A 21,932-nucleotide genomic window follows, 5' to 3' on the forward strand; every position below is an offset into this window, starting at 1 on the left:
CCGTCCGGCACCAGACGCCCCACCATCGCCATCACGGCCGCCAGCCTAGTGATCCAGCCAGTTGAGACGTCCTCTAAAAGGGCATGAGGGTATGACGGCACTAAGGGCATGAGGTCTGAGGGGCTCGGGGCCGAGCGGGGCGGGGGAGGAGCACCGGCCTTCCGCCTGCCTCTGCTGCCGCCTGCTTGCCTCACCTCTGAGCGGGGAGGTCCGGCATCACCGTGTCCGGGGTGTCCTTCTCCCGCGGTGTCCGCCGCCACAGCCACAGCACGTCCCGGCCGAACGACCACACCAGCAGCCCCAGCGCCAGCAGCACCACCCCGGCGTTCGCCGTCCGCGGCAGCAGGGCCGCGCCCGCCAGCAGCAGCAACACGCCCTGCAGCGCGGCCACCGTCTTGCGGGCGGTGCTCGGCGGCAGCGGGGCGGTCAGCCACGGCCACAGGCGGGCGGCGGCGACGAACACGTAGCGCATGCCGCCGATCAGCAGTACCCACGGGCCCAGGTCCGTCGCGACGTACACGCTGAGCACCAGGATCAGGAACGCGTCGACCTCCATGTCGAAACGGGCGCCCAGCGGCGAGGACGTGCCGGTGCGGCGGGCGACCCGGCCGTCCACGCCGTCCAGGACCAGGGCCACCACGGTCAGGCCGACGAGGAGGGAGACGGGCGGTGCGCCGCGGAAGGAGTCCGCGACCAGTGCCGTGACCCCGCCGACCAGGACGGCCCGGCCGAGGGTGACCCGGTTGGCGGGGCCGAACGACGGCAGCCGGGAGCGGTGCAGGGCCCGGGAGAGCACCGCCCAGGTGGCGAACGCGAACGCGAGGCCGGTCAGCCAGCCGGCCGTGCCCATGCCGATCGCGGTACCGAGGAGTGTCAGGAGCAGGATCTGCGCGCCCGCCCCCACCGCCGTCTCCTGCTGAACGGGCCTCGCGTCGTACGCGTCGTACGTGTTGTTCAGGGCCACCGAACACCCTCCGGCCGAGTGACAGAGTCGATCAGTGCCGCTACCTTGTGCGCGGCTTGTGCGTCCCCCGGTACGTGGGCGGCTTCCCGATCGTTCAGGAGGACATCCGATGACAGGCACCGCACACGCGTTCTGGCTCGACGCGCCGGGCCGGGGCGTGATCCGCGAGGTACGGCTGCCCGAGCCCGGGGCGGACGAGGTGCTCGTGCGGACGCTCTACAGCGGGGTCAGCCGGGGCACGGAGACGCTCGTCCTCCGCGGCCGGGTGCCCGAGAACCAGTACGCGGCCATGCGCGCGCCGTTCCAGGAGGGCGACTTCCCCGGGCCGGTGAAGTACGGCTACCTCAATGTCGGAGTGGTGGAGGAGGGACCGGGGGACCTCGTCGGCCGTACCGTCTTCTGCCTCTACCCGCACCAGACCCGGTACGTCGTCCCGGCCGACGCCGTCACCCCGGTGCCCCCGGAGGTCCCCGCCGGGCGGGCCGTGCTCGCCGGCACCGTCGAGACCGCCGTCAACGCCCTGTGGGACGCGGCGCCCCTGGCCGGCGACCGGATCGCCGTGGTCGGCGGCGGCATGGTCGGCTGCTCGGTGGCCGCGCTGCTGGACCGGTTCCCCGGCGTCCGCGTCCAGCTGGTCGACACCGACCCGACTCGTGCCGGGATCGCCGAGGCACTCGGCGTCGGCTTCGCGTCACCCGCCGACGCCCTCGGCGACCTCGACCTCGTCGTCCATGCCAGTGCGACGGAGGCGGGCCTCGCCCGGTCACTGGAGCTCCTGCGGCCCGAGGGTACCGTCCTCGAACTGAGCTGGTACGGCGACCGGCGCGTCGCCCTCCCCCTCGGCGAGGCCTTCCACTCCCGGCGCCTGACCGTGCGCAGCAGCCAGGTCGGCACCGTCTCCCCGGCGCGCGGCGCCACCCGCACGTACGCCGACCGGCTCGCCCTCGCCCTCGACCTGCTCGCCGACCCGGCGCTCGACGCGCTCGTCACCGGCGAGTCCGCGTTCACCGAACTGCCGGACGTGCTGCGAGGGCTGGCCGCCGGTGAGATCCCCGCCCTGTGCCACCGGATCCGGTACGCCGACGACGGCCACGGTGACTGACCGCCGACCACTCGTCCCCTACGGGGCGGCAACGGCGCCCGACCCTGAGAAGAGACGCACGGGCCGCTGAACGACGGAAGGCACCGGGCCGTAATGGACGGCACCCCCGCGCAGCGATCGGCGGGGAATCAGACGTGCCACACCTTGGAGGGTCGTCCGTTGTTCAGCATCACCGTCCGCGATCACATCATGATCGCCCACAGCTTCCGCGGCGACGTCTTCGGGCCCGCGCAGCGCCTGCACGGAGCGACGTTCCTGGTGGACGCCACCTTCCGGCGCGAGCAGCTGGACGAGGACGACATCGTCGTCGACATCGGACTGGCCACCCGGGAACTGGGTGCCGTCGTCGGCGAGTTGAACTACCGCAACCTCGACAACGAACCCGACTTCGCCGGCGTCAACACCTCCACCGAGTTCCTGGCGAAGGTCGTCGCCGACCGGCTCGCCGAGCGCGTGCACAAAGGCGCGCTCGGGGAAGGGGCCAAGGGGCTGGCCGGTCTCACCGTCACCCTGCACGAGTCGCACGTCGCCTGGGCGAGTTACGAGCGTGTGCTGTGACCGGCGCGTCCACCGAAACGGCGTCCGGGCGGCCTCGGCCCACCCGCGTTCCCGGGCGGACGTCCGCGCGGATGTCTGGCCAGGCGTCCGGGCAGGCTTCCGGTCAGGCGTCCGCGCAGGCTTCCGGTCAGGCGTCCGCGCAGATGTCCGCGGCGACTTCCTCCCCGAGGAACGGGGAGATCATCCCCATGGCCCTGCGCTCGGTGCACTTCGTCATGCCGGGCGGAGTCGACGACCCGGCCGCGCCGAGCGGCGGCAATGCCTACGACCGGCGTGTGCGGCTCGACCTGCCCGGCTTCGGCTGGCGGGTGCGGGGGCTGCCGGTGGCCGGTGACTGGCCCCGGCCGGACGGCGGCGCCCGCGCGGAACTCGTTCGCGTACTGCGCCGGTTGCCGGACGGTGCCGTCGTCCTCCTCGACGGGCTGGTCGCCTGCGGCGTCCCGGAGATCGTCGTCCCGGAGTCCGGGCGGCTGCGCATGGCCGTCCTCGTCCACCTCCCGCTCGGCGACGAGACCGGCCTCGACCCCGCCGTGGCCGCCGGACTGGACGCCCGCGAACGCGCGGTACTGCGCGCCGTCCCGGCCGTCGTCGCCACCAGCGACTGGGCGGTCCGCCGCCTCGTCTCCCACCACGGACTCGACCCGGGCCGCGTCCACGCCGCCGTCCCCGGCGCGGACATCGCGCCCCTCGCGCCCGGCACCGACGGCGTCTCCCGGCTGCTGTGCGTCGCCGCCGTCACCCCCCGCAAAGGCCAGCACCGGCTGGTGGAGGCCCTGGCGACCGTCACCGACCCGCGGTGGAGCTGCGTGTGCGTGGGCGGGCTCGGCCATGACCCGGAGTACGTCGACCGGCTGCGGGCGCTGATCGCGCGGCACCGTCTGGAGGGCCGGCTGGTACTCACGGGCCCGCGGGCCGGCGCGGAGCTGGACGCCACCTACTCCACCGCCGACCTGATGGTCCTCACCCCGTACGCCGAGACGTACGGCATGGCGGTGACGGAGGCCCTCGCGCGCGGCATCCCCGTGCTGGCCACGGACGTCGGCGGTCTCCCGGAGGCGGTCGGGCGCGCTCCCGACGGCGGAGTGCCGGGCCTCCTCGTGCCGCCGGAGGACCCCGCCGCCCTCGCCGCCGGACTGCGCGACTGGTTCGGTGAAGCGGACCTGCGACGCCGGCTCAAGGCCGCGGCACGCGGTCGCCGCGCCGCCCTGAACGGCTGGGCGACCACGGCACAGAGCCTGGCCGCAGTACTGCACCGGCTGCCCGGCGAACCCCGGAGGACGGCATGAGGGAGACGACGCCGCCGCCCTCCGCGGAGCACCCCGCCCGCCGCCTCCGCGAGGCCCCGGGGCATTGCGGCGAACCCCCGCGCTACGCGCCCGAGTGGCTGCGGCTGCGCGAGCCGGCCGACGCCGCCGCGCGGGCGCGCGACCTGCTCGACCCGCTGCGGATCCGCCTCGCCGGCCTGCCGAGGCGGGCGGACGGGCTGGTCGTGCACGACGTGGGCTGCGGCACCGGCTCGATGGGACGCTGGCTCGCCCCGCTGCTCGACGGGGCCCAGCACTGGGTGCTGCACGACCGGGACCCGTACCTCCTGCGCTCCGCCGCCGTCACCGCCCCGCGCTCGGCCGCCGACGGCAGCCGTGTCACGGTCGAGACCCGGCGCGGCGACCTCGCCCGTCTCACCCCGGACGCGCTGACCGGTGCCGCGCTGGTGACGGCGTCCGCGCTCCTCGACGTCCTCACCATCGAGGAGGTCGGCACACTTGCCGCCGCCTGCGCCTCGGCGGGCTGCGCGGCACTGCTGACCCTCTCCGTCGCCGGGCGCGTCGACCTCACCCCCGCCCACCCCCTGGACGCCGAGATCGCCGAGGCGTTCAACGACCACCAGCGGCGCACCGGCCTGCTCGGCCCGGACGCGGTCACCGCGGCGACGGAGGCCTTCGCCGCGCACGGCGCCACCGTACGGACGCGCCCCAGCCCCTGGCGGCTGGGTCCGGGCGAGGCCGCGCTCACCGCCCAGTGGCTGCGGGGCTGGGCCGGCGCGGCCGTCGAACAGCGCCCGGAGCTGCGTGAACGGGCCGGCCGGTATCTGGACGAGCGTCTCGCGTCCTGCGCCGCGGGGGAGTTGCGCGTCGTCGTCCACCACACCGACCTGCTGGCGTGGGGCCGGCCGGCGGGCAGGACCCCGTGAGCGCACCGGCCGTACCGGCGAGGGCCTGGCCGGCGGCGGCCGTACGCCGGGACACCGCGGCAACCGCCGGCACCCCTCCCGGCGGCCCTCCTGGACATCCTCCCCGTCGCCGCGCCCTCCGCGCCCACCTGGGCAGCCTCGCCGGCAGCGCCGTCCTCGCCGTGCTCCTGTGGCGGACGGGGCCCGGCGTCCTCCTGGACGGGCTGCGCCGGATCGACGGGCCCGCGCTGCTGGCGGCGCTCGGGATCGGGCTGGTCACCACGGTGTCCAGCGCCTGGCGTTGGGCTCTGGTGGCCCGGGCGCTGCGCCTCCGGCTGCCCCTCGGGCCGGCCGTCGCCGACTACTACCGTGCCCTGTTCCTCAACGCCGCCCTCCCCGGCGGCGTCCTCGGCGACGTGCACCGCGCGGTACGGCACGGACGCGGTGCCGGCGACCTGGGGCGGGGTGTGCGGGCCGTCGTCCTCGAACGCGCCGCCGGACAACTCGTGCTGGCCGGCGCCGGCGTCGCGGTGCTGCTCACGGTGCCGTCGCCCGTGCGGGCCGGCACCCGGAGCGTCGCGCCGCTCGCGGGGACGGCCGTACTCGGTGCGTTCGCCGTCGTCCTCGCTCTGCGCGCGCACCGGGCGCCCGCGCGTCCGGACCCCGGCCCGAAGCGGAGGGCCGGGGCCCGGTGGACGACGCTCGCCGAGGCGCGCGAAGGGCTGCTGTCCCGACGCACCCTGCCGGGGGTCGTCGTGTCGTCCGTCGTCGTACTGGCCGGGCACCTCGCGATGTTCGTCCTCGCCGCACGCGTGACGGGCAGCGGTGCCTCCGTCGCCGTACTGACGCCGCTGGCCGTGCTGGCGCTGCTCGCCATGGGGCTGCCGCTGAACATCGGCGGCTGGGGGCCCCGGGAGGGCGTCACCGCCTGGGCGTTCGGCGCGGCCGGGCTGGGGGCGGGCACCGGGCTCGGCGTGGCCGCGGTCTACGGGGTGCTCAGCCTCGCGGCGAGCCTGCCAGGCGTCGTGGTGCTCGTCGTCCGCCGGCGCGCGGGACCGCGGGCCGGCGGCTGCGAGCCGCGCCGCGCGCCCGACGCGCACTACCCGGGCTCACCGTCCGGCACTGTGCCCGACCCCGCCGTCAGCAGCGCGAAACACATCCCGAAGGAATCCGCGAGGCCGGCCAGCAGTTTCCTCCCCTTTTCCGCCGAACCCAGTGAAGGACGCCCGATGACACCGGATTCGGTATAGCCGGACATACCGAGGGAGAGCAGATGACGCCGGTCGTCCGCGACGAAATCGGCGGCCTCGAAACCGGGCCGGACGTATTCGGGGTGCGTATGCAGAAGAATGGAGGTCTCGATTTCCCCGGCGTGCATGTCGGTGAGCAGCGACGTGGTCACCTCCGCACGTTTCCGCGCCGCCTCCCAGTCCTCCGCGGCGGGGAACAGCGCCATCCGCTCGCCGCGGGCGGTGGACTCCTGGACGACGTTGCCCAGTACGTGGTTTCCGCCGTGCCCGTTGACCACCACCAGGGCGTCGACGCCCGAGCGGCGCAGCGAGTCCGCTATGTCCCGTATCACCGCATAAAGGGTCACGGAGGAGATGCTGACGGTCCCCGGCCAGTCCGCGTGCTCGTGCGAGCAGCCGATGGTCACCGGCGGGAGCAGGTGCACCGGGTACGCGGCGGCGATCTCCCGCGCGACGGCACAGGCGACGAGCGTGTCGGTCGCCAGCGGCAGATACGGGCCGTGCTGCTCGAAACTCCCCACCGGCAGCACCGCGACCTGCCGCGGCACCCCGCCGCCGCGTGCGCGCACGTCCGCGCTCGTATCCGCCGGCACCAGTGAAACATCCATTCCCGCACGGCCTTTCGTCTCCGCCCGGCCATCTGCTGAGCCGTCTGCCGGGCCATCTGTTGAGCCATCTGTTGAGCAATCTGTTGAGGAACGCGAGAATCATGACAGAAAAAATCGGTGTACTCGGCAAGAAAGCGTCGCAGCGGTCACGGCGCACGGACGTGGAACGCGTCGTGGTCACCCCCCTGCCCACCGTGTACGGGGAATTCCGGGCGTTCGGCTATTTCGACCACGAGCGTGGCGAGGAGCAGGTGGCGCTCGTCCACGGCGACCCGGGCGCCGACGGCGTGCTCACCCGACTGCACTCGGAGTGCCTGACGGGCGACGCCCTCGGCTCGCGGCACTGCGAGTGCGGCGACCAACTCGCCTCCGCGCTGCGGGCGGTGGCCGTCGCGGGCAGCGGCGTCGTCGTGTACCTGCGCGGCCACGAGGGGCGCGGCATCGGACTGCTCGGCAAGCTGCGCGCGATGGCGCTGCAGGCGGAGGGCCTGGACACGGTGGAGGCGAACCTCGCCCTCGGCCTGCCGGTCGACGCCCGGGACTACGGCGTCGCCGCCCGCGTCCTGGAGGACCTGGGGGTGCGGTCCGTACGGCTGCTCTCCAACAACCCGCGCAAACGGGAGGCCTTGGTGCGGCACGGCATCCAGGTCGCCGAGCAGGTGCCGCTGCTGATACCGCCGTGCGAGAGCAACATCACCTACCTGCGGACCAAGCGGGAGCGTCTGGACCACCACCTGCCCCACCTGGACGCCGTGGCGCACCTGTCCTGAACCGCACCAGCGGCCGCGCCCCGGTCACGCCCCGGTCGGTCCGTCAGGGCCTCGTGCACGAGCCGCCTGCGCGGGGAGGGCGGCGTGCGCGGGGAGGCGCGGCCAACGCCCCGGTCCGGCCGGCCGCGCAGCACGCCGTGCGGGGATTCACTGGCGGCTGACGGTGCGGGTCAGGCCGGTGATCACGGTGGTCGCCAGGATCCAGCCCGTGACGATCAGGACGTAGGACAGCGTCTGGTACCCGCCCTCCGGGGCGAAGGCGTTCTCCTGGCCGAAGGAGATGACCGGCAGCAGCAGGTCCAGGGTGTAGAACACCGGATCGAAGTCGGGGGACTCCGCGGGCTTGAGGGGCGGCGGGTGGCGCAGCCCGTACGCGACGGAGCCGACCGCGAGGAGCGACAGCAGCCAGCCACCCGCGCGCAGCGGACGGAAGCCGTATCCGACCGTGACGTCCTGGAGGTGCCCCCACAGCCGGCCGTACCAGGGCAGAGTGCGACGGCGCCGCCGCTGCTTGGCGAGCTGGACCAGCCGGGCCGCGTCGTCGTCGCCGATCCGGCGGTAGGCGGCGGTCAGCTGCTCGTAGGTGAAGGGCAGGTAGCTGTCGCCCTTCTCCAGCATCGGCAGCCGCCTTGCGGCGGGCTCGTGCGGGACGAGCGAGGTGTAGGTGAGGTCGTTCAGCTGGACCCAGCCCGGTACCGTCTCCGGTTCGACGAACAGCACGTCCACCTGGGCGCGGCGCAGGTTCAGGGTGCCCTCCACCCTCGGGCCCTGACGCAGCCACAGTTCGCCGATCACGGAACTGCTCGCGCGCAGCGCGGTTCCCGCGGGATTGGCCAGGCGCGCGTGCGAGAGGTCGAGACGGCCGGGTATGCGCGCGCCGCGCAGCTCCAGCCGGCCCCGCACCTCGGCGTGCCGCATCACCACGTCGGCCTCGGCCGCGAGCGTTTCGGCCTGCAGGGCGGTGCCGCCGGGACGGTCCAGCACCGAGTCGGTGAGGTTGACCGCCCCGGCCACCCGTGCGCCGGTGAGCCGCACCTCGCCCCGGGCGCGCAGCCCCGGCGCCCACAGGTCGGCACCGAGGACCGCCTGGTTCAGCTGGAGCACCGGCCCCTCGGTGTCCGGCGCGTGGATCTCCGTGCCCTCCAGGTAGAGGCTCCCGGTGACCTCCGCCCCGCCGAGCCGCACCATCCCGCCGAACCGCGCGCGGGTCAGCCGCAGCACGCCCTCCACCCGGAGCGCGTGCGCGATCAGCCCGGGCAGCACGGACTCACTCAGGTTCACCTCGCGCAGCCGTCCCGCGTACAGCCTCGGCACCTCGTCGAAGTGGCAGTGCCGCAGCCGCACGGGGTGGTCCACCGTCGCGTACTGCAACTCCAGCGGGCCGGTGACGCGCGCCCCGGCCAGACTGAGCGCGGCCACCTCGCCGTCCTCCTGGGGACCGTCCAGGAGCAGCGCCCTCAACACGCTCCCCCGTATGCTCCGTTCGGGGCCCCAGGTGCCGCCGTCGGCCGGGTCCTCGTCGTCCGCGGCGCGGAAGTCCACGGCGGTTCCCGTGGCGAAGGCCCGCCAGACGCGCGCCTCGGCCGGTGTCAGGTCGTTGATCTCCATCGCGGGGACTCTGACCCGAACCGGCCGCTCGCGTCAACGTGTTACTGCCACGCCGTGCTACTTCTTGGCCGACTCCACCGCGTGCCCGCCGAACTGGTTGCGCAGCGCGGCGATCATCTTCATCTGCGGGGAGTCCTCCTGCCGGGACGCGAAGCGGGCGAAGAGGGAGGCCGTGATCGCGGGCAGCGGCACGGCGTTGTCGATGGCCGCCTCGACGGTCCAGCGTCCCTCGCCGGAGTCCTGCGCGTAACCCCGAAGGTTGTCCAGGTGGTGGTCCTCGTCGAGGGCGTTGACGGCCAGGTCGAGGAGCCAGGAGCGGATGACGGTGCCCTCCTGCCAGGAGCGGAAGACCTCGCGGACGTTGTCCACGGAGTCGACCTTCTCCAGCAGCTCCCAGCCCTCGGCGTAGGCCTGCATCATGGCGTACTCGATGCCGTTGTGGACCATCTTGGAGAAGTGCCCGGCGCCGACCTTGCCCGCGTGGACGTAGCCGTAGGGGCCCTCGGGCTTGAGCGCGTCGAAGATCGGCTCGAGGTCGTCGACGACCTCCTTGTCGCCGCCGACCATCAGCGCGTAGCCGTTCTTCAGGCCCCACACGCCGCCCGAGACGCCGGCGTCGACGAAGTTGATGCCGTGCCTGGCCAGCTCCTCGGCGTGCTTCTCGTCGTCCGTCCAGCGGGAGTTGCCGCCGTCGATGACGGTGTCACCGTGCCTGAGCAGGGTCGCCAGCTGGTCGATCACGCCCTGGGTGGCGGCGCCGGCCGGGACCATCACCCAGACCGCGCGCGGCCGCTCCAGCTGCTCGACGAGGTCGACGAGGCTGTTGACGTCGGCCAGTTCGGGATTGGTGTCGTATCCGACGACGGTGTGGCCGGCGTTGCGCAGGCGCTCGCGCATGTTGCCGCCCATCTTGCCGAGACCAACGAGACCGATCTGCATGTCAGTGCACTTCCTTCAGTTCACGGTAGGCGGCCACCAGCGCGGCCGTGGACGGATCGAGGCCGGGCACGTCGGCGCCCTCGGTCAGGGCGGGCTCGACGCGCTTGGCGAGGACCTTGCCGAGCTCGACGCCCCACTGGTCGAAGGAGTCGATGTTCCACACCGCGCCCTGGACGAACACCTTGTGCTCGTACAGCGCGATCAGCTGGCCGAGGACGGAGGGGGTCAGTTCGGCGGCCAGGATCGTGGTGGTCGGGTGGTTGCCCTGGAAGGTGCGGTGCGGCACCTGCTCCTCGGGCACGCCCTCCGCGCGGACCTCGTCGGAGGTCTTGCCGAAGGCCAGCGCCTGTCCCTGGGCGAACAGGTTGGCCATCAGCAGGTCGTGCTGCGCCTTCAGCTCGTCGCTCAGCTCGGCGACGGGCCGGGCGAAGCCGATCAGGTCGGCGGGGATGAGCTTGGTCCCCTGGTGGATCAGCTGGTAGTAGGCGTGCTGCCCGTTGGTGCCGGGCGTGCCCCAGACCACCGGCCCGGTCTCCCACTCCACCGGACGCCCGTCGCGGTCCACCGACTTGCCGTTGGACTCCATGTCGAGCTGCTGGAGGTAGGCGGTGAACTTCGACAGGTAGTGGCTGTACGGCAGGACCGCGTGCGACTGGGCGCCCATGAAGTTGCCGTACCAGACGCCCAGCAGGCCCAGGATCAGCGGGGCGTTGGCCGGGGCCTCGGCGTTGCGGAAGTGCTCGTCGACGATGCGGAAGCCGTCGAGCATCTCCCGGAAGCGGTCCGGGCCGATGGCGATCATCAGGGAGAGCCCGATCGCCGAGTCGTACGAGTAGCGGCCGCCGACCCAGTCCCAGAACTCGAACATGTTGGCCGTGTCGATGCCGAAGCCGGCGACCTTCTCGGAGTTCGTCGACAGCGCGACGAAGTGCCGGGCGACCGCCTTCTCTCCCCCGCTCTCGGCTTCGCTCGAGCGGGTGGGGCCCCCATCGTCCAGCCCCGCCAGCAGCCAGGAGCGCGCCGACGTGGCGTTCGTGATCGTCTCGATCGTGGTGAACGTCTTGGACGCCACGATGAACAGCGTCTCGGCCGGGTCCAGGTCCCGGACCGCCTCGTGCAGGTCGGCGCCGTCCACGTTCGACACGAACCGGAAGGTGAGCGAGCGGTCGGTGAAGGCGCGCAGCGCCTCGTACGCCATCGCCGGACCGAGGTCCGAGCCGCCGATGCCGATGTTGACGACGTTGCGGATGCGCTTGCCGGTGTACCCGGTCCACTCGCCGGAGCGGACCCGGTCCGCGAAGGCGGTCATCCGGTCGAGCACGGCGTGCACCTTGGGCACGACGTTCTCGCCGTCGACCTCGATCACCGCGTCCCGCGGGGCGCGCAGCGCGGTGTGCAGCACCGCCCGGTCCTCGGTGATGTTGATCCGCTCGCCGCGGAACATGGCGTCGCGCAGGCCGGACACGCCGGTGGCCGAGGCCAGGTCCCGCAGCAGGGTCAGGGTCTCGTCGGTGACCAGGTTCTTGGAGTAGTCGATGCGCAGGTCGCCGACGCGCACGACGTACCGTTCCGCCCGCCCGGGGTCGGCGGCGAACAGCTCGCGCAGGTCCGGCCGTCGCAGCGCGTCCTCGCGGTGGTCCGCCAGCGCGGTCCACTCCGGGCGCCGGGTGAGCTTCGGGGAGTCGGACATGGAGTCAGACATGGACAGGGGTCTCCTTGCCGGCCTCGCCGCGCAGGGCGACGGCGTACATCTCGTCCGCGTCGAGGCGCCTGAGCTCCTCGGCGATGAGTTCGGAGGTGGGGCGCACCTTCAGCGCGAGGGAGCGCGGGGGCTGGCCGGGCAGGGTCATCGTGGCGAGCGGTCCCTCCGGCCGGTCGATGACGATCTCGCCGTTCGCGGTGCCCAGGCGGACGGCCGTGACGACCGGTCCGTCGGTGATCACCCGGTCGACCCGGACGTGCAGCCGGGCCTCCAGCCAGCGGGCCAGCAGCTCGGCGGCCGGGTTGTCGGCCTCGGCCTCCACGGTCGCCGAGGTCACCGGCACCCGGGCCTGGTCGAGGGCCGCGGCCAGCATGGAGCGCCACAGCGTCAGCCGGGTCCAGGCGAGGTCGGTGTCGCCGGGCGCGTAGGAACGGACCCGGCGCTCCAGGACCTCCATCGGCCGCTCGACCGCGTACAGGTCGGTGATCCTGCGCTGCGCCAGCGCGCCCAGCGGATCCTGCGCGGGGTTGTCCGGCGCCTCCACCGGCCACCACACGACGACCGGGGCGTCCGGCAGCAGCAGCGGCAGCACGACCGAGTCGGCGTGCTCGGACACCTCGCCGTACATGCGCAGCACGACGGTCTCGCCGGTGCCGGCCTCGGACCCCACCCGCACCTCGGCGTCGAGGTGCGAGCGGGTGCGGTCGCGCAGGTTGCGGGCGTGCCGCTTGATGACGACCAGGGTGCGCGAGGGGTGCTCGTGCGAGGCCTCCTCGGCCGCCTTGATCGCGTCGTAGGCGTTCTCCTCGTCCGTGACGATCACCATCGTCAGGACCATGCCCACGGCCGGGGTGCCGATGGCGCGGCGGCCCTGCACCAGCGCCTTGTTGATCTTGCTTGCCGTGGTGTCGGTCAGGTCGATCCTCATGGCCTGCGCCAGCTCCGTCCGTCTCGTGCGAGCATCTCGTCGGCTTCCCGCGGTCCCCAGCTGCCCGAGGCGTACTGCGCGGGCCGCTCGTGCCTGGCCCAGTACTCCTCGATCGGGTCGAGGATCCGCCAGGACTCCTCCACTTCCTGGTGGCGGGGGAACAGGTTGGCGTCGCCCAGCAGGACGTCCAGGATCAGCCGTTCGTACGCCTCCGGGCTGGACTCCGTGAAGGACTCGCCGTACGCGAAGTCCATGGACACGTCCCGGATCTCCATCGACGTCCCCGGCACCTTGGAGCCGAACCGCACCGTCATGCCCTCGTCGGGCTGGACGCGGATGACGATCGCGTTCTCGCCCAGCTCCTCCGTCGCGGTGGAGTCGAAGGGGGAGTGCGGGGCCCGCTGGAAGACGACCGCGATCTCGGTGACCCGGCGGCCGAGCCGCTTGCCGGTGCGCAGGTAGAAGGGGACGCCCGCCCAGCGCCGGTTGTCGATGCCCAGCTTGATCGCCGCGTAGGTGTCGGTCGCGGAGGCCGGGTCGATGCCCTCCTCCTCCAGGTAGCCGGGGACCTGCGCGCCGCCCTGCCAGCCGCCCGCGTACTGCCCGCGCACGGTGTGCTCGCCGAGTTCGTCCGGCAGCCGCACCGCCCGCAGCACCTTCAGCTTCTCGGTGAGCAGCGACGCGGCGTCGAAGGAGGCGGGCTCCTCCATCGCGGTCAGCGCGAGCAGCTGGAGCAGGTGGTTCTGGATGACGTCGCGGGCGGCGCCGATGCCGTCGTAGTAGCCGGCCCGGCCGCCGATGCCGATGTCCTCGGCCATGGTGATCTGCACGTGGTCCACGTAGGACCGGTTCCAGATCGGCTCGTACATCTGGTTGGCGAAGCGCAGCGCCAGGATGTTCTGGACGGTCTCCTTGCCCAGGTAGTGGTCGATGCGGAAGACCTGCTCCGGATCGAAGACCTCGTGCACCAGCGCGTTCAGCTCCCGGGCGCTGCCCAGGTCGTGCCCGAACGGCTTCTCGATCACCGCGCGGCGCCAGGAGCCGTCCGGGGCGTCGGTCAGCCCGTGCTTCTTGAGCTGCTGGACGACCTTCGGGAAGAACTTCGGCGGCACCGAGAGATAGAAGGCGTAGTTGCCGCTGGTGCCGCGGGAGGCGTCCAGCTCCTCGACGGCCCTGCGCAGCTGTTCGAACGCGTTGTCGTCGTCGAAGTCGCCGGGGATGAAGCGCATGCCCTCGGCGAGCTGCTGCCACACCTCCTCGCGGAACGGAGTGCGCGCGTGCTCCTTGACGGCGTCGTGCACGACCTCGGCGAAGTCCTGGTTCTCCCAGTCCCGGCGGGCGAACCCGACCAGGGAGAAGCCCGGCGGCAGCAGGCCGCGGTTGGCCAGGTCGTAGACGGCCGGCATCAGTTTGCGGCGGGACAGGTCACCGGTGACACCGAAGATGACCAGTCCGGAGGGGCCCGCGATGCGGGGGAGGCGGCGGTCCTGGGGATCGCGCAGGGGGTTGCTCCAGTCGAGGGGTGCGACGGGCGCGACGGCCTTCTCGCCGGCGCCCGCCCCCTTCGCCTGCTCGGCGGCCCCGGCCGCCCGGGACTTCCGGGCGGTACGGGCGGACCCGGCCGTACCGCGCGCCTTCGGCGTCCCGGCGGCGCGGGACTCCTCGCCCTCCTCGGCGAGCGGCGGCCCCGCGGCGTCCTGGGCCGTCCCCGCCTCCTCGGCCTCCTTCGTCGCCTTGGCCCCGTGGACCGTCGTAGCGGGAAGGTCCTCGCTCATTCCCCGTCAACTCCCTTGCTGTCGAGGGACTTCGTCACGGCGTCGAGCAGGTCCTGCCAGGCCGCCTCGAACTTGGCCACGCCCTCCTGCTCCAGCTGCTGCACCACCTCGTCGTACGAGATGCCGAGCCGCTCCACGGCCGCGAGGTCGGCCCGGGCCTGGGCGTAACCACCGGTGACCGTGTCGCCCCGTACGTCACCGTGATCGGCGGCGGCGTCCAGGGTTGCCTCCGGCATCGTGTTCACGGTGCCGGGAGCGACCAGCTCCTCCACATACAGGGTGTCCCGGAATGCCGGGTCCTTCACCCCGGTGGACGCCCACAGGGGGCGCTGGGCGTTGGCGCGGGCGCCTGCCAGGGCGGTGAACCGGTCGCCCGGCCGCGTCGAACCGCCGGCCGAGCCGAACACGTCTTCGTACGCCTCGTAGGCCAGGCGCGCGTTGGCCAGCGCCGCCTTCCCCTTCAGGGCGAGGGCCTCGTCCGTGCCCAGCAGCGTCAGGCGCTTGTCGATCTCGCTGTCGACGCGGGAGACGAAGAAGGAGGCCACGGAATGGATGCCCGCCAGGTCGAGCCCGGCCGCCTGCGCCTTCTCCAGACCGGCGAGGTAGGCGTCCATGACCTCGCGGTAGCGCTCCAGCGAGAAGATCAGCGTGACGTTGACGCTGATGCCGGCGCCGACGACCTCGGTGATCGCCGGGAGACCGGCCTTCGTCGCCGGGATCTTGATCATCACGTTGGGGCGGTCGACCAGCCAGGCCAGCTGACGCGCCTCTGCGATCGTGGCTCGCGTGTCGTGGGCGAGACGCGGGTCGACCTCGATGGAGACCCGGCCGTCCCGGCCGCCGGTGGCGTCGTACACCTCACGCAGCACGTCGGCGGCGGCGCGGACGTCGGCGGTGGTCATCATGCGGACCGCCTCGTCCACGGTGACGCCCCGGGTCGCGAGGTCGGCGAGCTGCTCCTCGTAGCCCTCGCCGGATCCGATGGCGGACTGGAAGATCGACGGGTTGGTGGTGACGCCGACGACGTTCTTCGCTGCGATCAGCTCGGCGAGGTTGCCGGACTCGATCCGCCGCCGCGACAGGTCGTCCAGCCAGACGGAGACGCCCTGGTCGGACAGGCGTCGCAGTGCTCCCGCGGTCGCGGTTGCTTCGGTCACAATGATCATCTTCTCTTTCTGCGGTCGGACCGGGTGGTTCCGGTCGGCTCAGCCGCGGGCGGCGGCCAGGGATTCCCGGGCGGCGGCGGCGACGTGCTCGGCGGTGAAGCCGAACTCGGTGAACAGGGTCTTGGCGTCGGCGGAGGCGCCGAAGTGCTCCAGGGAGACGATGCGGCCCGCGTCCCCCACGAACCGGTGCCAGGTCAGGCCGATACCGGCCTCCACGGCCACCCGGGCCTTGACGGACGGCGGCAGCACGCCCTCGCGGTACGCGCGCGGCTGCTCCTCGAACCACTCCACGGACGGCATCGACACCACGCGCGCGGGCGTGCCCTCCGCCTCCAGCGCCTCCCGCGCGGCCACGGCGAGCTGCACCTCGGAGCCGGTGGCGACCAGGATCACGTCGGGTGCGCCGGTGGAGGCGTCGGCGAGGACGTAGCCGCCGCGCGCCGCGTCCGGGTTCGGCTCGTACGTCGGTACGCCCTGACGGGTGAGGACGAGTCCGTGCGGGGCCGGGCCGGTCGAGTGGCGCCTGAGGATCTCGGCCCAGGCGGTCGCGGTCTCGTTGGCGTCGGCCGGGCGGACGACGTTCAGGCCGGGGATCGCGCGCAGGGCGGCGAGGTGCTCGACGGGCTGGTGGGTCGGTCCGTCCTCACCGAGGCCGATGGAGTCGTGGGTCCACACGTACGTCACCGGCAGCTGCATCAGCGCCGACATACGCACGGCGTTGCGCATGTAGTCGGAGAAGACGAGGAACGTGCCGCCGTAGACGCGGGTGTTGCCGTGCAGGGCGATGCCGTTCATCTCCGCGGCCATCGAGAACTCACGGATCCCGAAGTGGACGGTGCGGCCGTACGGGTCGGCCTCCGGCAGCGGATTGCCCGCGGGGAGGAAGGAGCTGGTCTTGTCGATGGTCGTGTTGTTGGAACCGGCCAGGTCGGCGGAGCCGCCCCACAGCTCGGGCAGCACCGCGCCGAGGGCCTGGAGGACCTTGCCGGAGGCGGCGCGGGTGGCGACGGCCTTGCCGGTCTCGAACACCGGCAGGGTGCCCTCCCAGCCCTCGGGCAGCCGGCCGGCGACCACGCGGTCGAACAACCCGGCGCGTTCCGGCCGGTCGCCGCGCCACTTGGCGATCCGCTTGTCCCAGGCGGCGTGCGCCCGGGCGCCCCGGTCCAGGGCCTTGCGGGTGTGGGCGAGGACCTCGTCGTCGACCTCGAAGGACCGCTCGGGGTCGAAGCCGAGGACGCGCTTGGTGGCGGCGACCTCGTCCTCGCCGAGCGCGGAGCCGTGGGAGGCCTCGGTGTTCTGCGCGTTCGGGGCGGGCCAGGCGATGATCGTGCGCATGGCGATGATGGAGGGGCGCCCGGTCTCCGCCTTCGCCGCCGTCAGCGCCGCGTACAGCGCGTGCACGTCGACATCGCCGTTCTCGGCGGGTTCGACGCGCTGCACGTGCCAGCCGTAGGCCTCGTAGCGCCCCAGCACGTCCTCGGAGAACGCGGTCGCGGTGTCGCCCTCGATGGAGATGTGGTTGTCGTCGTAGAGGAAGACGAGGTTGCCGAGCTTCTGGTGGCCGGCCATCGACGAGGCCTCGGCGGAGACGCCCTCCTGGAGGTCGCCGTCGGAGACGAACGCCCAGACGGTGTGGTCGAAGGGGGACTCGTCCCCGGGGCGCTCGGAGGCTTCAGCGGCCCCGGGGGCCTCAGCGGCCTCGGGGATCTCGCGAGTGTCGGGGTCGAACAGGCCGCGTTCGTAGCGGGCCGCCATCGCCATGCCGACCGCGTTGGCCACGCCCTGGCCGAGCGGGCCGGTGGTGGTCTCCACTCCGGCGGTGTGGCCGTACTCCGGGTGGCCGGGCGTCTTCGAGCCGTGCGTGCGGAAGGCCTTCAGGTCGTCCAGCTCCAGCTCGTACCCGGCGAGGTAGAGCTGGGTGTACAGCGTCAGCGAGGTGTGGCCGGGGGAGAGGACGAAGCGGTCGCGGCCGGTCCACTCAGGGTCGGCGGGGTCGTGCCGCATCACCTTTTGAAAGAGCGTGTACGCCGCCGGGGCGAGGGCCATCGCCGTGCCGGGGTGGCCGTTGCCGACCTTCTGCACGGCATCGGCCGCGAGAACTCGGGCGGTGTCGACGGCACGCCGGTCGAGTTCGGTCCATTCGAAGCGGTCCGCGCTGTCCATCGTGTGCGTGCTCATCTTCAAGAAGTCCTCGATCGGAGCGGAGAAACGGGCTTGACGTGTCCAAACTTAAAAGTCTGACTTTTGAGAGTGAAGGTCCTGATGTGCCAGCCTGTGGTGAAACTGGGACACGCCCCCGACGCGGGACGTACGGGCGGGACGGCACGAGAAGGACATGGCGGACGAAAACCATCAAGACGGCAGCGGCGGCGGTGACGGCGACAGCGGGTACGGCGGCGGGATCAGAACCTTCCCCTTCCCGGTCGATCTCAGCCTCCTCGGCGTCGGCATGCAGGTCGGCCCCATGGGCGCCGGCCGCACCTGGCACGCGCAGGCCCCGCTGCACCGCGTGCACCGCATCGACTTCCACGTCGTCATGCTCTTCACCGGCGGCCCGGTGCACCACATGATCGACTTCGCCGAGTACGAGGCGACGGCCGGCGACCTGCTGTGGATCCGGCCCGGACAGGTCCACCGCTTCTCGCCGCGGAGCGAGTACCGCGGAACGGTGCTCACCATGCAGCCCGGCTTCCTGCCCCGCGCCACCGTCGAGGCCACCGGCCTCTACCGCTACGACCTGCCGCCCCTGCTCCACCCCGACGAGGCGCGGCTCGCCGGGCTGACGGCCGCGCTCGACCAGCTCCGCCGCGAGTACGAGGACGCCACCACCCTGCCCCTCAGCCTGCACACCGCCGTACTGCGCCACACGCTGTCCGCGTTCCTGCTGCGTCTCGCGCATCTCGCCGTCAGCTCCGCCGAGGCGGCACGGCAGGGCCAGGCTGCCGCGCCCGGCGACACCACCTTCACCCTCTTCCGGGACGCGGTCGAACGGGACTTCGCCACCAACCACAGCGTCAGCGCCTACGCCGACGCGCTCGGCTACTCCCGCCGCACCCTCGTCCGCGCGGTGCGCGCCGCCACCGGCGAGACGCCCAAAGGGTTCATCGACAAACGCGTCGTCCTGGAGGCCAAGCGCCTCCTCGCCCACACCGACATCCCGATCGGCCGGGTCGGCGCGGCGGTCGGCTTCCCGGACGCGGCGAACTTCTCCAAGTTCTTCCAGCAGCACACGGACCAGACGCCGGCGGTGTTCCGGGCGGAGCTGCGCTGAGATCACCGGACACCTGCCCGCGGCCCTGCCGACTCCCTATGATCTAGGAGCGCTCGTCACTGGTACGTCGGTTCGGGGGGTCTGATGGATCCGGCCAGCATCGGTACGACCGCGCGCATCGCCTCGGCGGTGGCGCGGCCGATCATCGCCAGACTCTTCGTCCAGGAGGGGCCGGGCGCGGGCCTCGTGGACAAGCCGGTACGCGTGTCACGGCTCATCGGGTGGGGCGGGGAGAAGCGCGGACTGAGCAACCTGGACATGTGGAAGATCGCGCGGGAGCTGGTGAAGGCGGCCATCGACGCCAACCCGCACGAACCCCCGGTGAAGTCCGACGAACGCGAAGCCCTCGCCGACGCCCTCGCGGCGACCCTCAGCGCCCTCGGCGAGCTGGAGATGGACGACGTGCAGGCGGTCCGGCTCGGCCGGGTCGAGCTGGCCCGACGCCTGACGGCCGCCCGCGGGGACGCCACAAGGGACCTTTCCGCCGACGCCACCGCTCTGTACGACAGTCTGCTCGACCTGAGCTGCCTGCACATCCTGCACTTCTTCACCCAGCGCTCGACCTTCGTGGCCCGTGCCCAGGTGGCCCAGACCCGCATGCTCGACGAGACACTGCGCCTGCTGGACGCGCTGGTGGACCGCATCCCCCGCCCCGGCAGCGCGGACGAGGAGTTCGAGACACGCTATCTCGCCCACCTGGAACGCAAGTACGGCAAACTCAACATCTTCGGCCTCGACCTGAGCGATCCCGGTCAGGCCAACTGGCCCCTGGACACCGCCTACCTCAACCTGGAGCTGGCATCGCAGCGTGACGGCGGTTCGCCGTCGGCCAACCGCCGGCGTGTCGAAGAGGCGTTCACCGGATGCAACCGGGCGGTGCTGCGGGGCATGGCCGGATCGGGCAAGACCACGCTGCTGCAGTGGCTGGCCGTCTCGGCCGCGCAGAACTCCTTCCCCGACGAACTGGCGGAGCTGCGCGGCCGGGTGCCGTTCGTGCTGCCGCTGCGCGCGCTCGCCCAGACTCCGGGGATGCCGGGCCCCGAGCGGTTCCTCCACGCCGTGGGCAACATGCTGCACGGCCTCCAGCCCGAGCACTGGGCCGACCGGGTCCTGCACAGCGGCCGCGGCATGGTGCTCATCGACGGCGTGGACGAGATCTCCGAAAGCGAACGTCCCGGCGTGCGCAGGTGGTTGCTCGACCTGATCGAGCTCTACCCGAGGAACTTCTTCCTCGTCACCACCCGGCCCTCCGCCGTGGACACCCACTGGCTGGAAGAGGTCGACTTCGCCGAGTTCAACCTGCTGCCGATGACCCGCCAGGACGTCGACCGGTTCGTCCACCGCTGGCACGACGCCGTCCTCACCACGGTCGGCGAACCCGAGGAACGACAGGCGGTCGAACGCTGCCGCGAAGCCCTGCGCGCCAGCCTGCGGCAGAAGCACGACCTGTACCGGCTGGCCACCAATCCGCTGATGTGCGCGCTCATCTGCGCTCTGCACCGCGACCGGCTGACCCACCTCCCCGAACGCCGCATGGAGTTGTACGCCGCCGCGCTCACCATGCTGCTGGTGCGCCGCGACAAGGAGCGCGAGATCCCCGCGCCCCCCGGCCTGGCACCCACGGAGGAGGCCCAGGTCCAGCTCCTCCAGCGGGTCGCGTACTGGCTGATCCGCAACGGGCGTTCCGAGGCGGCCCAGAGCACCGCGGTCCGCATCATCCGCGAGAAGCTCCCCGCCATGCCGCACCTGGCGCCACCCGACCGGGCCCAGGACGTCTTCCGCTACCTGCTGCTGCGCAGCGGGCTGCTGCGGGAACCCTCGGCGGGCATGGTGGACTTCATCCACCGCACGTTCCAGGACTACCTCGGGGCCAAGGCCGCCGTCGAGGCCGAGGACCTCGACCTCCTCGCGGAGTCCGGCCGTGACGACCAGTGGGACGACGTCGTCCGGCTCGCCGTCGGCCACGCCCGCGACAGTGAACGCGCCTACCTGCTGCGCAAGCTGGTCGCACTGGGCGACCAGAGCGCCGACCCGAAACTGCGCCGTCGCTACCACCTGCTCGCCGCCGCGTGCCTCGAGCACGCCACCACCCTCGACCCGGCCGTCCGCGCCGCGGTGCTCCTGCGGGCCGGTGAACTGATTCCCCCCGCCTCTCCGGCAGACGCCGAACAGCTCGCCACCGCCGGTGACATCGTCCTCGACCTGCTGCCGCGTCCCGAGGGCCTGGGACCGGAGCAGGCGCGGGCCACGGTGATGACCATCGCCCGGATCGGCGGTGCGGCGGCGCTGGACCAGATGGCCCGGTTCCAGGGCGTGCCCGACCGCATCGTCCGCCAGGAGGTGGCGGCCTCCTGGCCGTACTTCGACGCACGGTCGTTCGCCGAGGACGTGCTGGCCGGCCTGCCGATGGACGACCTGACACTGCACCTGTCCTCCCCGGAGCAGGTCGCCTGCCTCGACGTGCTCGACCGGGTGCCCCACCTGTCCGTGCGGGGCCAGTTGCTGACCGCCGGCCTCGTCGCGTCCCTGGTCCCCCTGCGCGTCCACTCCCTGTCGGTCGCGCTGTCCAGCGCCGTGTCGTTCGCCGTGCCCTCCCTGGCACCGCTCGACGGACTGCGCCGGCTCGTCGTCGAGTCCTGCGATGTCATCGAGGGGCTGGCCGTCCTGGCCGAGAGCCCGGCGGAGGAGCTCACCCTGCACCGGCTGCCGGCCGGCGCGGACCTGGGCTTCCTGACCGGAGCCGCACAGCTGAGATCTCTCACCCTGTCCTCGCCGCACGGCGTCCCGCTCCCCACGGTGCCGCTGCCCCGGATCACCAGCCTCACCGTGGACGGGGTCCTGACGGACGCCGGAGTCCCGGAGTTCGCGGCGGCGCACCCCGCGCTCACCTCCCTGACCCTGCGACTGACCTGCCAGAGCTACCAGGCGGCCGTCGACCTGTCCCCGCTGCGCGACGTGCCGAGGGCGAGGATCGACATCACCCTCGTGGACGCCGGCAAGGTGCACGGTCTGGAGTCGTTGCCGGCCGATCGGGTGGTCGTGCGCCACGAGGGCCGGTCCGGGACCGACAGGCGGCCCCGGACCGGCTTGCTGCGGCGCTTCCGGGCGTGAGCCCCGGGTG

Annotated in this window: 16 protein-coding genes and 1 pseudogene; 8 read left to right on the top strand and 9 right to left on the bottom strand. The window is 72.6% G+C overall.

The genetic code is table 11. From position 1 onward, the window contains the following. Nucleotides 1-190 precede the first annotated feature (190 nt). Complete coding sequence (locus tag ACP4IX_RS24605) at nucleotides 191-964, bottom strand: CDP-alcohol phosphatidyltransferase family protein (RefSeq protein WP_426556624.1); 774 nt, start codon at nucleotides 962-964, stop codon at nucleotides 191-193. 109 nt (nucleotides 965-1,073) lie between these two features. On the opposite strand from ACP4IX_RS24605, the gene ACP4IX_RS24610 reads away from it, so the two are divergent. The 5 genes and pseudogenes from ACP4IX_RS24610 to ACP4IX_RS24630 form a co-directional block, all read left to right on the top strand. Then, nucleotides 1,074-2,066 carry a zinc-dependent alcohol dehydrogenase gene (locus ACP4IX_RS24610; RefSeq protein WP_426556625.1) on the top strand — a complete coding sequence of 331 codons (993 nt, stop codon included), beginning with the start codon at nucleotides 1,074-1,076 and terminating at the stop codon, nucleotides 2,064-2,066. Between the two features lie 159 nt (nucleotides 2,067-2,225). Further along, a complete protein-coding gene (locus ACP4IX_RS24615) occupies nucleotides 2,226-2,624 on the top strand; it encodes a 6-pyruvoyl trahydropterin synthase family protein (protein WP_426517467.1) in 399 nt (132 codons plus the stop codon). 143 nt (nucleotides 2,625-2,767) lie between these two features. Next, nucleotides 2,768-3,910 carry a glycosyltransferase family 4 protein gene (locus ACP4IX_RS24620; RefSeq protein ID WP_426556626.1) on the top strand — a complete coding sequence of 381 codons (1,143 nt, stop codon included), beginning with the start codon at nucleotides 2,768-2,770 and terminating at the stop codon, nucleotides 3,908-3,910. Continuing rightward, nucleotides 3,907-4,815: an SAM-dependent methyltransferase gene (locus ACP4IX_RS24625; RefSeq protein ID WP_426556627.1), complete on the top strand. Its 909-nt coding sequence runs from the start codon at nucleotides 3,907-3,909 to the stop codon at nucleotides 4,813-4,815. Before ACP4IX_RS24620 ends, ACP4IX_RS24625 begins: the two co-directional genes overlap by 4 nt. A gap of 161 nt (nucleotides 4,816-4,976) precedes the next feature. Further along, nucleotides 4,977-5,750 (top strand): annotated as a pseudogene (locus ACP4IX_RS24630) (lysylphosphatidylglycerol synthase transmembrane domain-containing protein); the annotation flags it as partial. 143 nt (nucleotides 5,751-5,893) lie between these two features. Here the strand turns inward: ACP4IX_RS24630 and ACP4IX_RS24635 are convergent. Continuing rightward, nucleotides 5,894-6,652, bottom strand: a complete 759-nt coding sequence (locus tag ACP4IX_RS24635; protein ID WP_426556628.1) for a creatininase family protein — start codon at nucleotides 6,650-6,652, stop codon at nucleotides 5,894-5,896. A 101-nt stretch (nucleotides 6,653-6,753) separates the two neighbouring features. Between ACP4IX_RS24635 and ribA the strand changes: the two genes are divergently transcribed. Then, a complete protein-coding gene (gene ribA, locus ACP4IX_RS24640) occupies nucleotides 6,754-7,422 on the top strand; it encodes a GTP cyclohydrolase II (protein ID WP_426517457.1) in 669 nt (222 codons plus the stop codon). A gap of 147 nt (nucleotides 7,423-7,569) precedes the next feature. Here the strand turns inward: ribA and ACP4IX_RS24645 are convergent, their stop codons facing one another. From ACP4IX_RS24645 to tkt, 7 genes are read right to left on the bottom strand one after another with little or no spacing between them, the layout of a single operon-like run. Beyond that, nucleotides 7,570-9,030 (bottom strand): membrane-associated oxidoreductase, encoded by a 1,461-nt coding sequence (locus ACP4IX_RS24645; RefSeq protein WP_426556629.1) that lies wholly within the window; start codon nucleotides 9,028-9,030, stop codon nucleotides 7,570-7,572. A 57-nt stretch (nucleotides 9,031-9,087) separates the two neighbouring features. Further along, the gene (gene gnd / locus ACP4IX_RS24650) at nucleotides 9,088-9,969 is read right to left on the bottom strand and encodes a phosphogluconate dehydrogenase (NAD(+)-dependent, decarboxylating) (RefSeq protein ID WP_426517453.1); all 882 of its coding nucleotides are present in this window, start codon (nucleotides 9,967-9,969) and stop codon (nucleotides 9,088-9,090) included. Nucleotide 9,970: 1 nt separating this feature from the next. Next, nucleotides 9,971-11,659 carry a glucose-6-phosphate isomerase gene (gene pgi / locus ACP4IX_RS24655; protein WP_426517814.1) on the bottom strand — a complete coding sequence of 563 codons (1,689 nt, stop codon included), beginning with the start codon at nucleotides 11,657-11,659 and terminating at the stop codon, nucleotides 9,971-9,973. Nucleotides 11,660-11,663: 4 nt separating this feature from the next. After that, nucleotides 11,664-12,599 (bottom strand): glucose-6-phosphate dehydrogenase assembly protein OpcA, encoded by a 936-nt coding sequence (opcA, locus tag ACP4IX_RS24660; protein ID WP_426517451.1) that lies wholly within the window; start codon nucleotides 12,597-12,599, stop codon nucleotides 11,664-11,666. Further along, on the bottom strand, nucleotides 12,596-14,374 hold the full coding sequence (gene zwf / locus ACP4IX_RS24665) for a glucose-6-phosphate dehydrogenase (protein ID WP_426556630.1): 1,779 nt from the start codon (nucleotides 14,372-14,374) through the stop codon (nucleotides 12,596-12,598). The genes opcA and zwf overlap by 4 nt, the downstream gene beginning before the upstream one ends. Then, a complete protein-coding gene (gene tal / locus ACP4IX_RS24670) occupies nucleotides 14,371-15,540 on the bottom strand; it encodes a transaldolase (protein ID WP_426556631.1) in 1,170 nt (389 codons plus the stop codon). The genes zwf and tal overlap by 4 nt, the downstream gene beginning before the upstream one ends. Nucleotides 15,541-15,579: 39 nt before the next feature. Beyond that, nucleotides 15,580-17,718: a transketolase gene (gene tkt / locus ACP4IX_RS24675; protein WP_426556632.1), complete on the bottom strand. Its 2,139-nt coding sequence runs from the start codon at nucleotides 17,716-17,718 to the stop codon at nucleotides 15,580-15,582. 157 nt (nucleotides 17,719-17,875) lie between these two features. Here tkt and ACP4IX_RS24680 point away from each other — a divergent pair, with 157 nt between their 5' ends. Then, nucleotides 17,876-18,811 carry an AraC family transcriptional regulator gene (locus ACP4IX_RS24680; protein ID WP_426517443.1) on the top strand — a complete coding sequence of 312 codons (936 nt, stop codon included), beginning with the start codon at nucleotides 17,876-17,878 and terminating at the stop codon, nucleotides 18,809-18,811. 84 nt (nucleotides 18,812-18,895) lie between these two features. Then, nucleotides 18,896-21,922 carry an NACHT domain-containing protein gene (locus ACP4IX_RS24685; protein WP_426517441.1) on the top strand — a complete coding sequence of 1,009 codons (3,027 nt, stop codon included), beginning with the start codon at nucleotides 18,896-18,898 and terminating at the stop codon, nucleotides 21,920-21,922. Nucleotides 21,923-21,932 lie beyond the last annotated feature (10 nt).

The sequence above is a fragment of the Streptomyces sp. WG5 genome (assembly GCF_049974565.1).
In the GTDB taxonomy this organism is placed as follows: domain Bacteria; phylum Actinomycetota; class Actinomycetes; order Streptomycetales; family Streptomycetaceae; genus Streptomyces.

Bases quoted from the DNA above. Each gene is read 5' to 3' on its own strand.
- zwf (WP_426556630.1), bottom strand. From the start codon at position 14,374: ATGAGCGAGGACCTTCCCGCTACGACGGTCCACGGGGCCAAGGCGACG.
- pgi (WP_426517814.1), bottom strand. From the start codon at position 11,659: ATGTCCGACTCCCCGAAGCTCACCCGGCGCCCGGAGTGGACCGCGCTG.
- ACP4IX_RS24610 (WP_426556625.1), top strand. From the start codon at position 1,074: ATGACAGGCACCGCACACGCGTTCTGGCTCGACGCGCCGGGCCGGGGC.
- ACP4IX_RS24635 (WP_426556628.1), bottom strand. From the start codon at position 6,652: ATGGATGTTTCACTGGTGCCGGCGGATACGAGCGCGGACGTGCGCGCA.
- ACP4IX_RS24680 (WP_426517443.1), top strand. From the start codon at position 17,876: ATGGCGGACGAAAACCATCAAGACGGCAGCGGCGGCGGTGACGGCGAC.
- ACP4IX_RS24625 (WP_426556627.1), top strand. From the start codon at position 3,907: ATGAGGGAGACGACGCCGCCGCCCTCCGCGGAGCACCCCGCCCGCCGC.
- ribA (WP_426517457.1), top strand. From the start codon at position 6,754: ATGACAGAAAAAATCGGTGTACTCGGCAAGAAAGCGTCGCAGCGGTCA.
- ACP4IX_RS24620 (WP_426556626.1), top strand. From the start codon at position 2,768: ATGTCCGCGGCGACTTCCTCCCCGAGGAACGGGGAGATCATCCCCATG.
- tal (WP_426556631.1), bottom strand. From the start codon at position 15,540: ATGATCATTGTGACCGAAGCAACCGCGACCGCGGGAGCACTGCGACGC.
- opcA (WP_426517451.1), bottom strand. From the start codon at position 12,599: ATGAGGATCGACCTGACCGACACCACGGCAAGCAAGATCAACAAGGCG.
- ACP4IX_RS24685 (WP_426517441.1), top strand. From the start codon at position 18,896: ATGGATCCGGCCAGCATCGGTACGACCGCGCGCATCGCCTCGGCGGTG.
- gnd (WP_426517453.1), bottom strand. From the start codon at position 9,969: ATGCAGATCGGTCTCGTTGGTCTCGGCAAGATGGGCGGCAACATGCGC.
- tkt (WP_426556632.1), bottom strand. From the start codon at position 17,718: ATGAGCACGCACACGATGGACAGCGCGGACCGCTTCGAATGGACCGAA.
- ACP4IX_RS24645 (WP_426556629.1), bottom strand. From the start codon at position 9,030: ATGGAGATCAACGACCTGACACCGGCCGAGGCGCGCGTCTGGCGGGCC.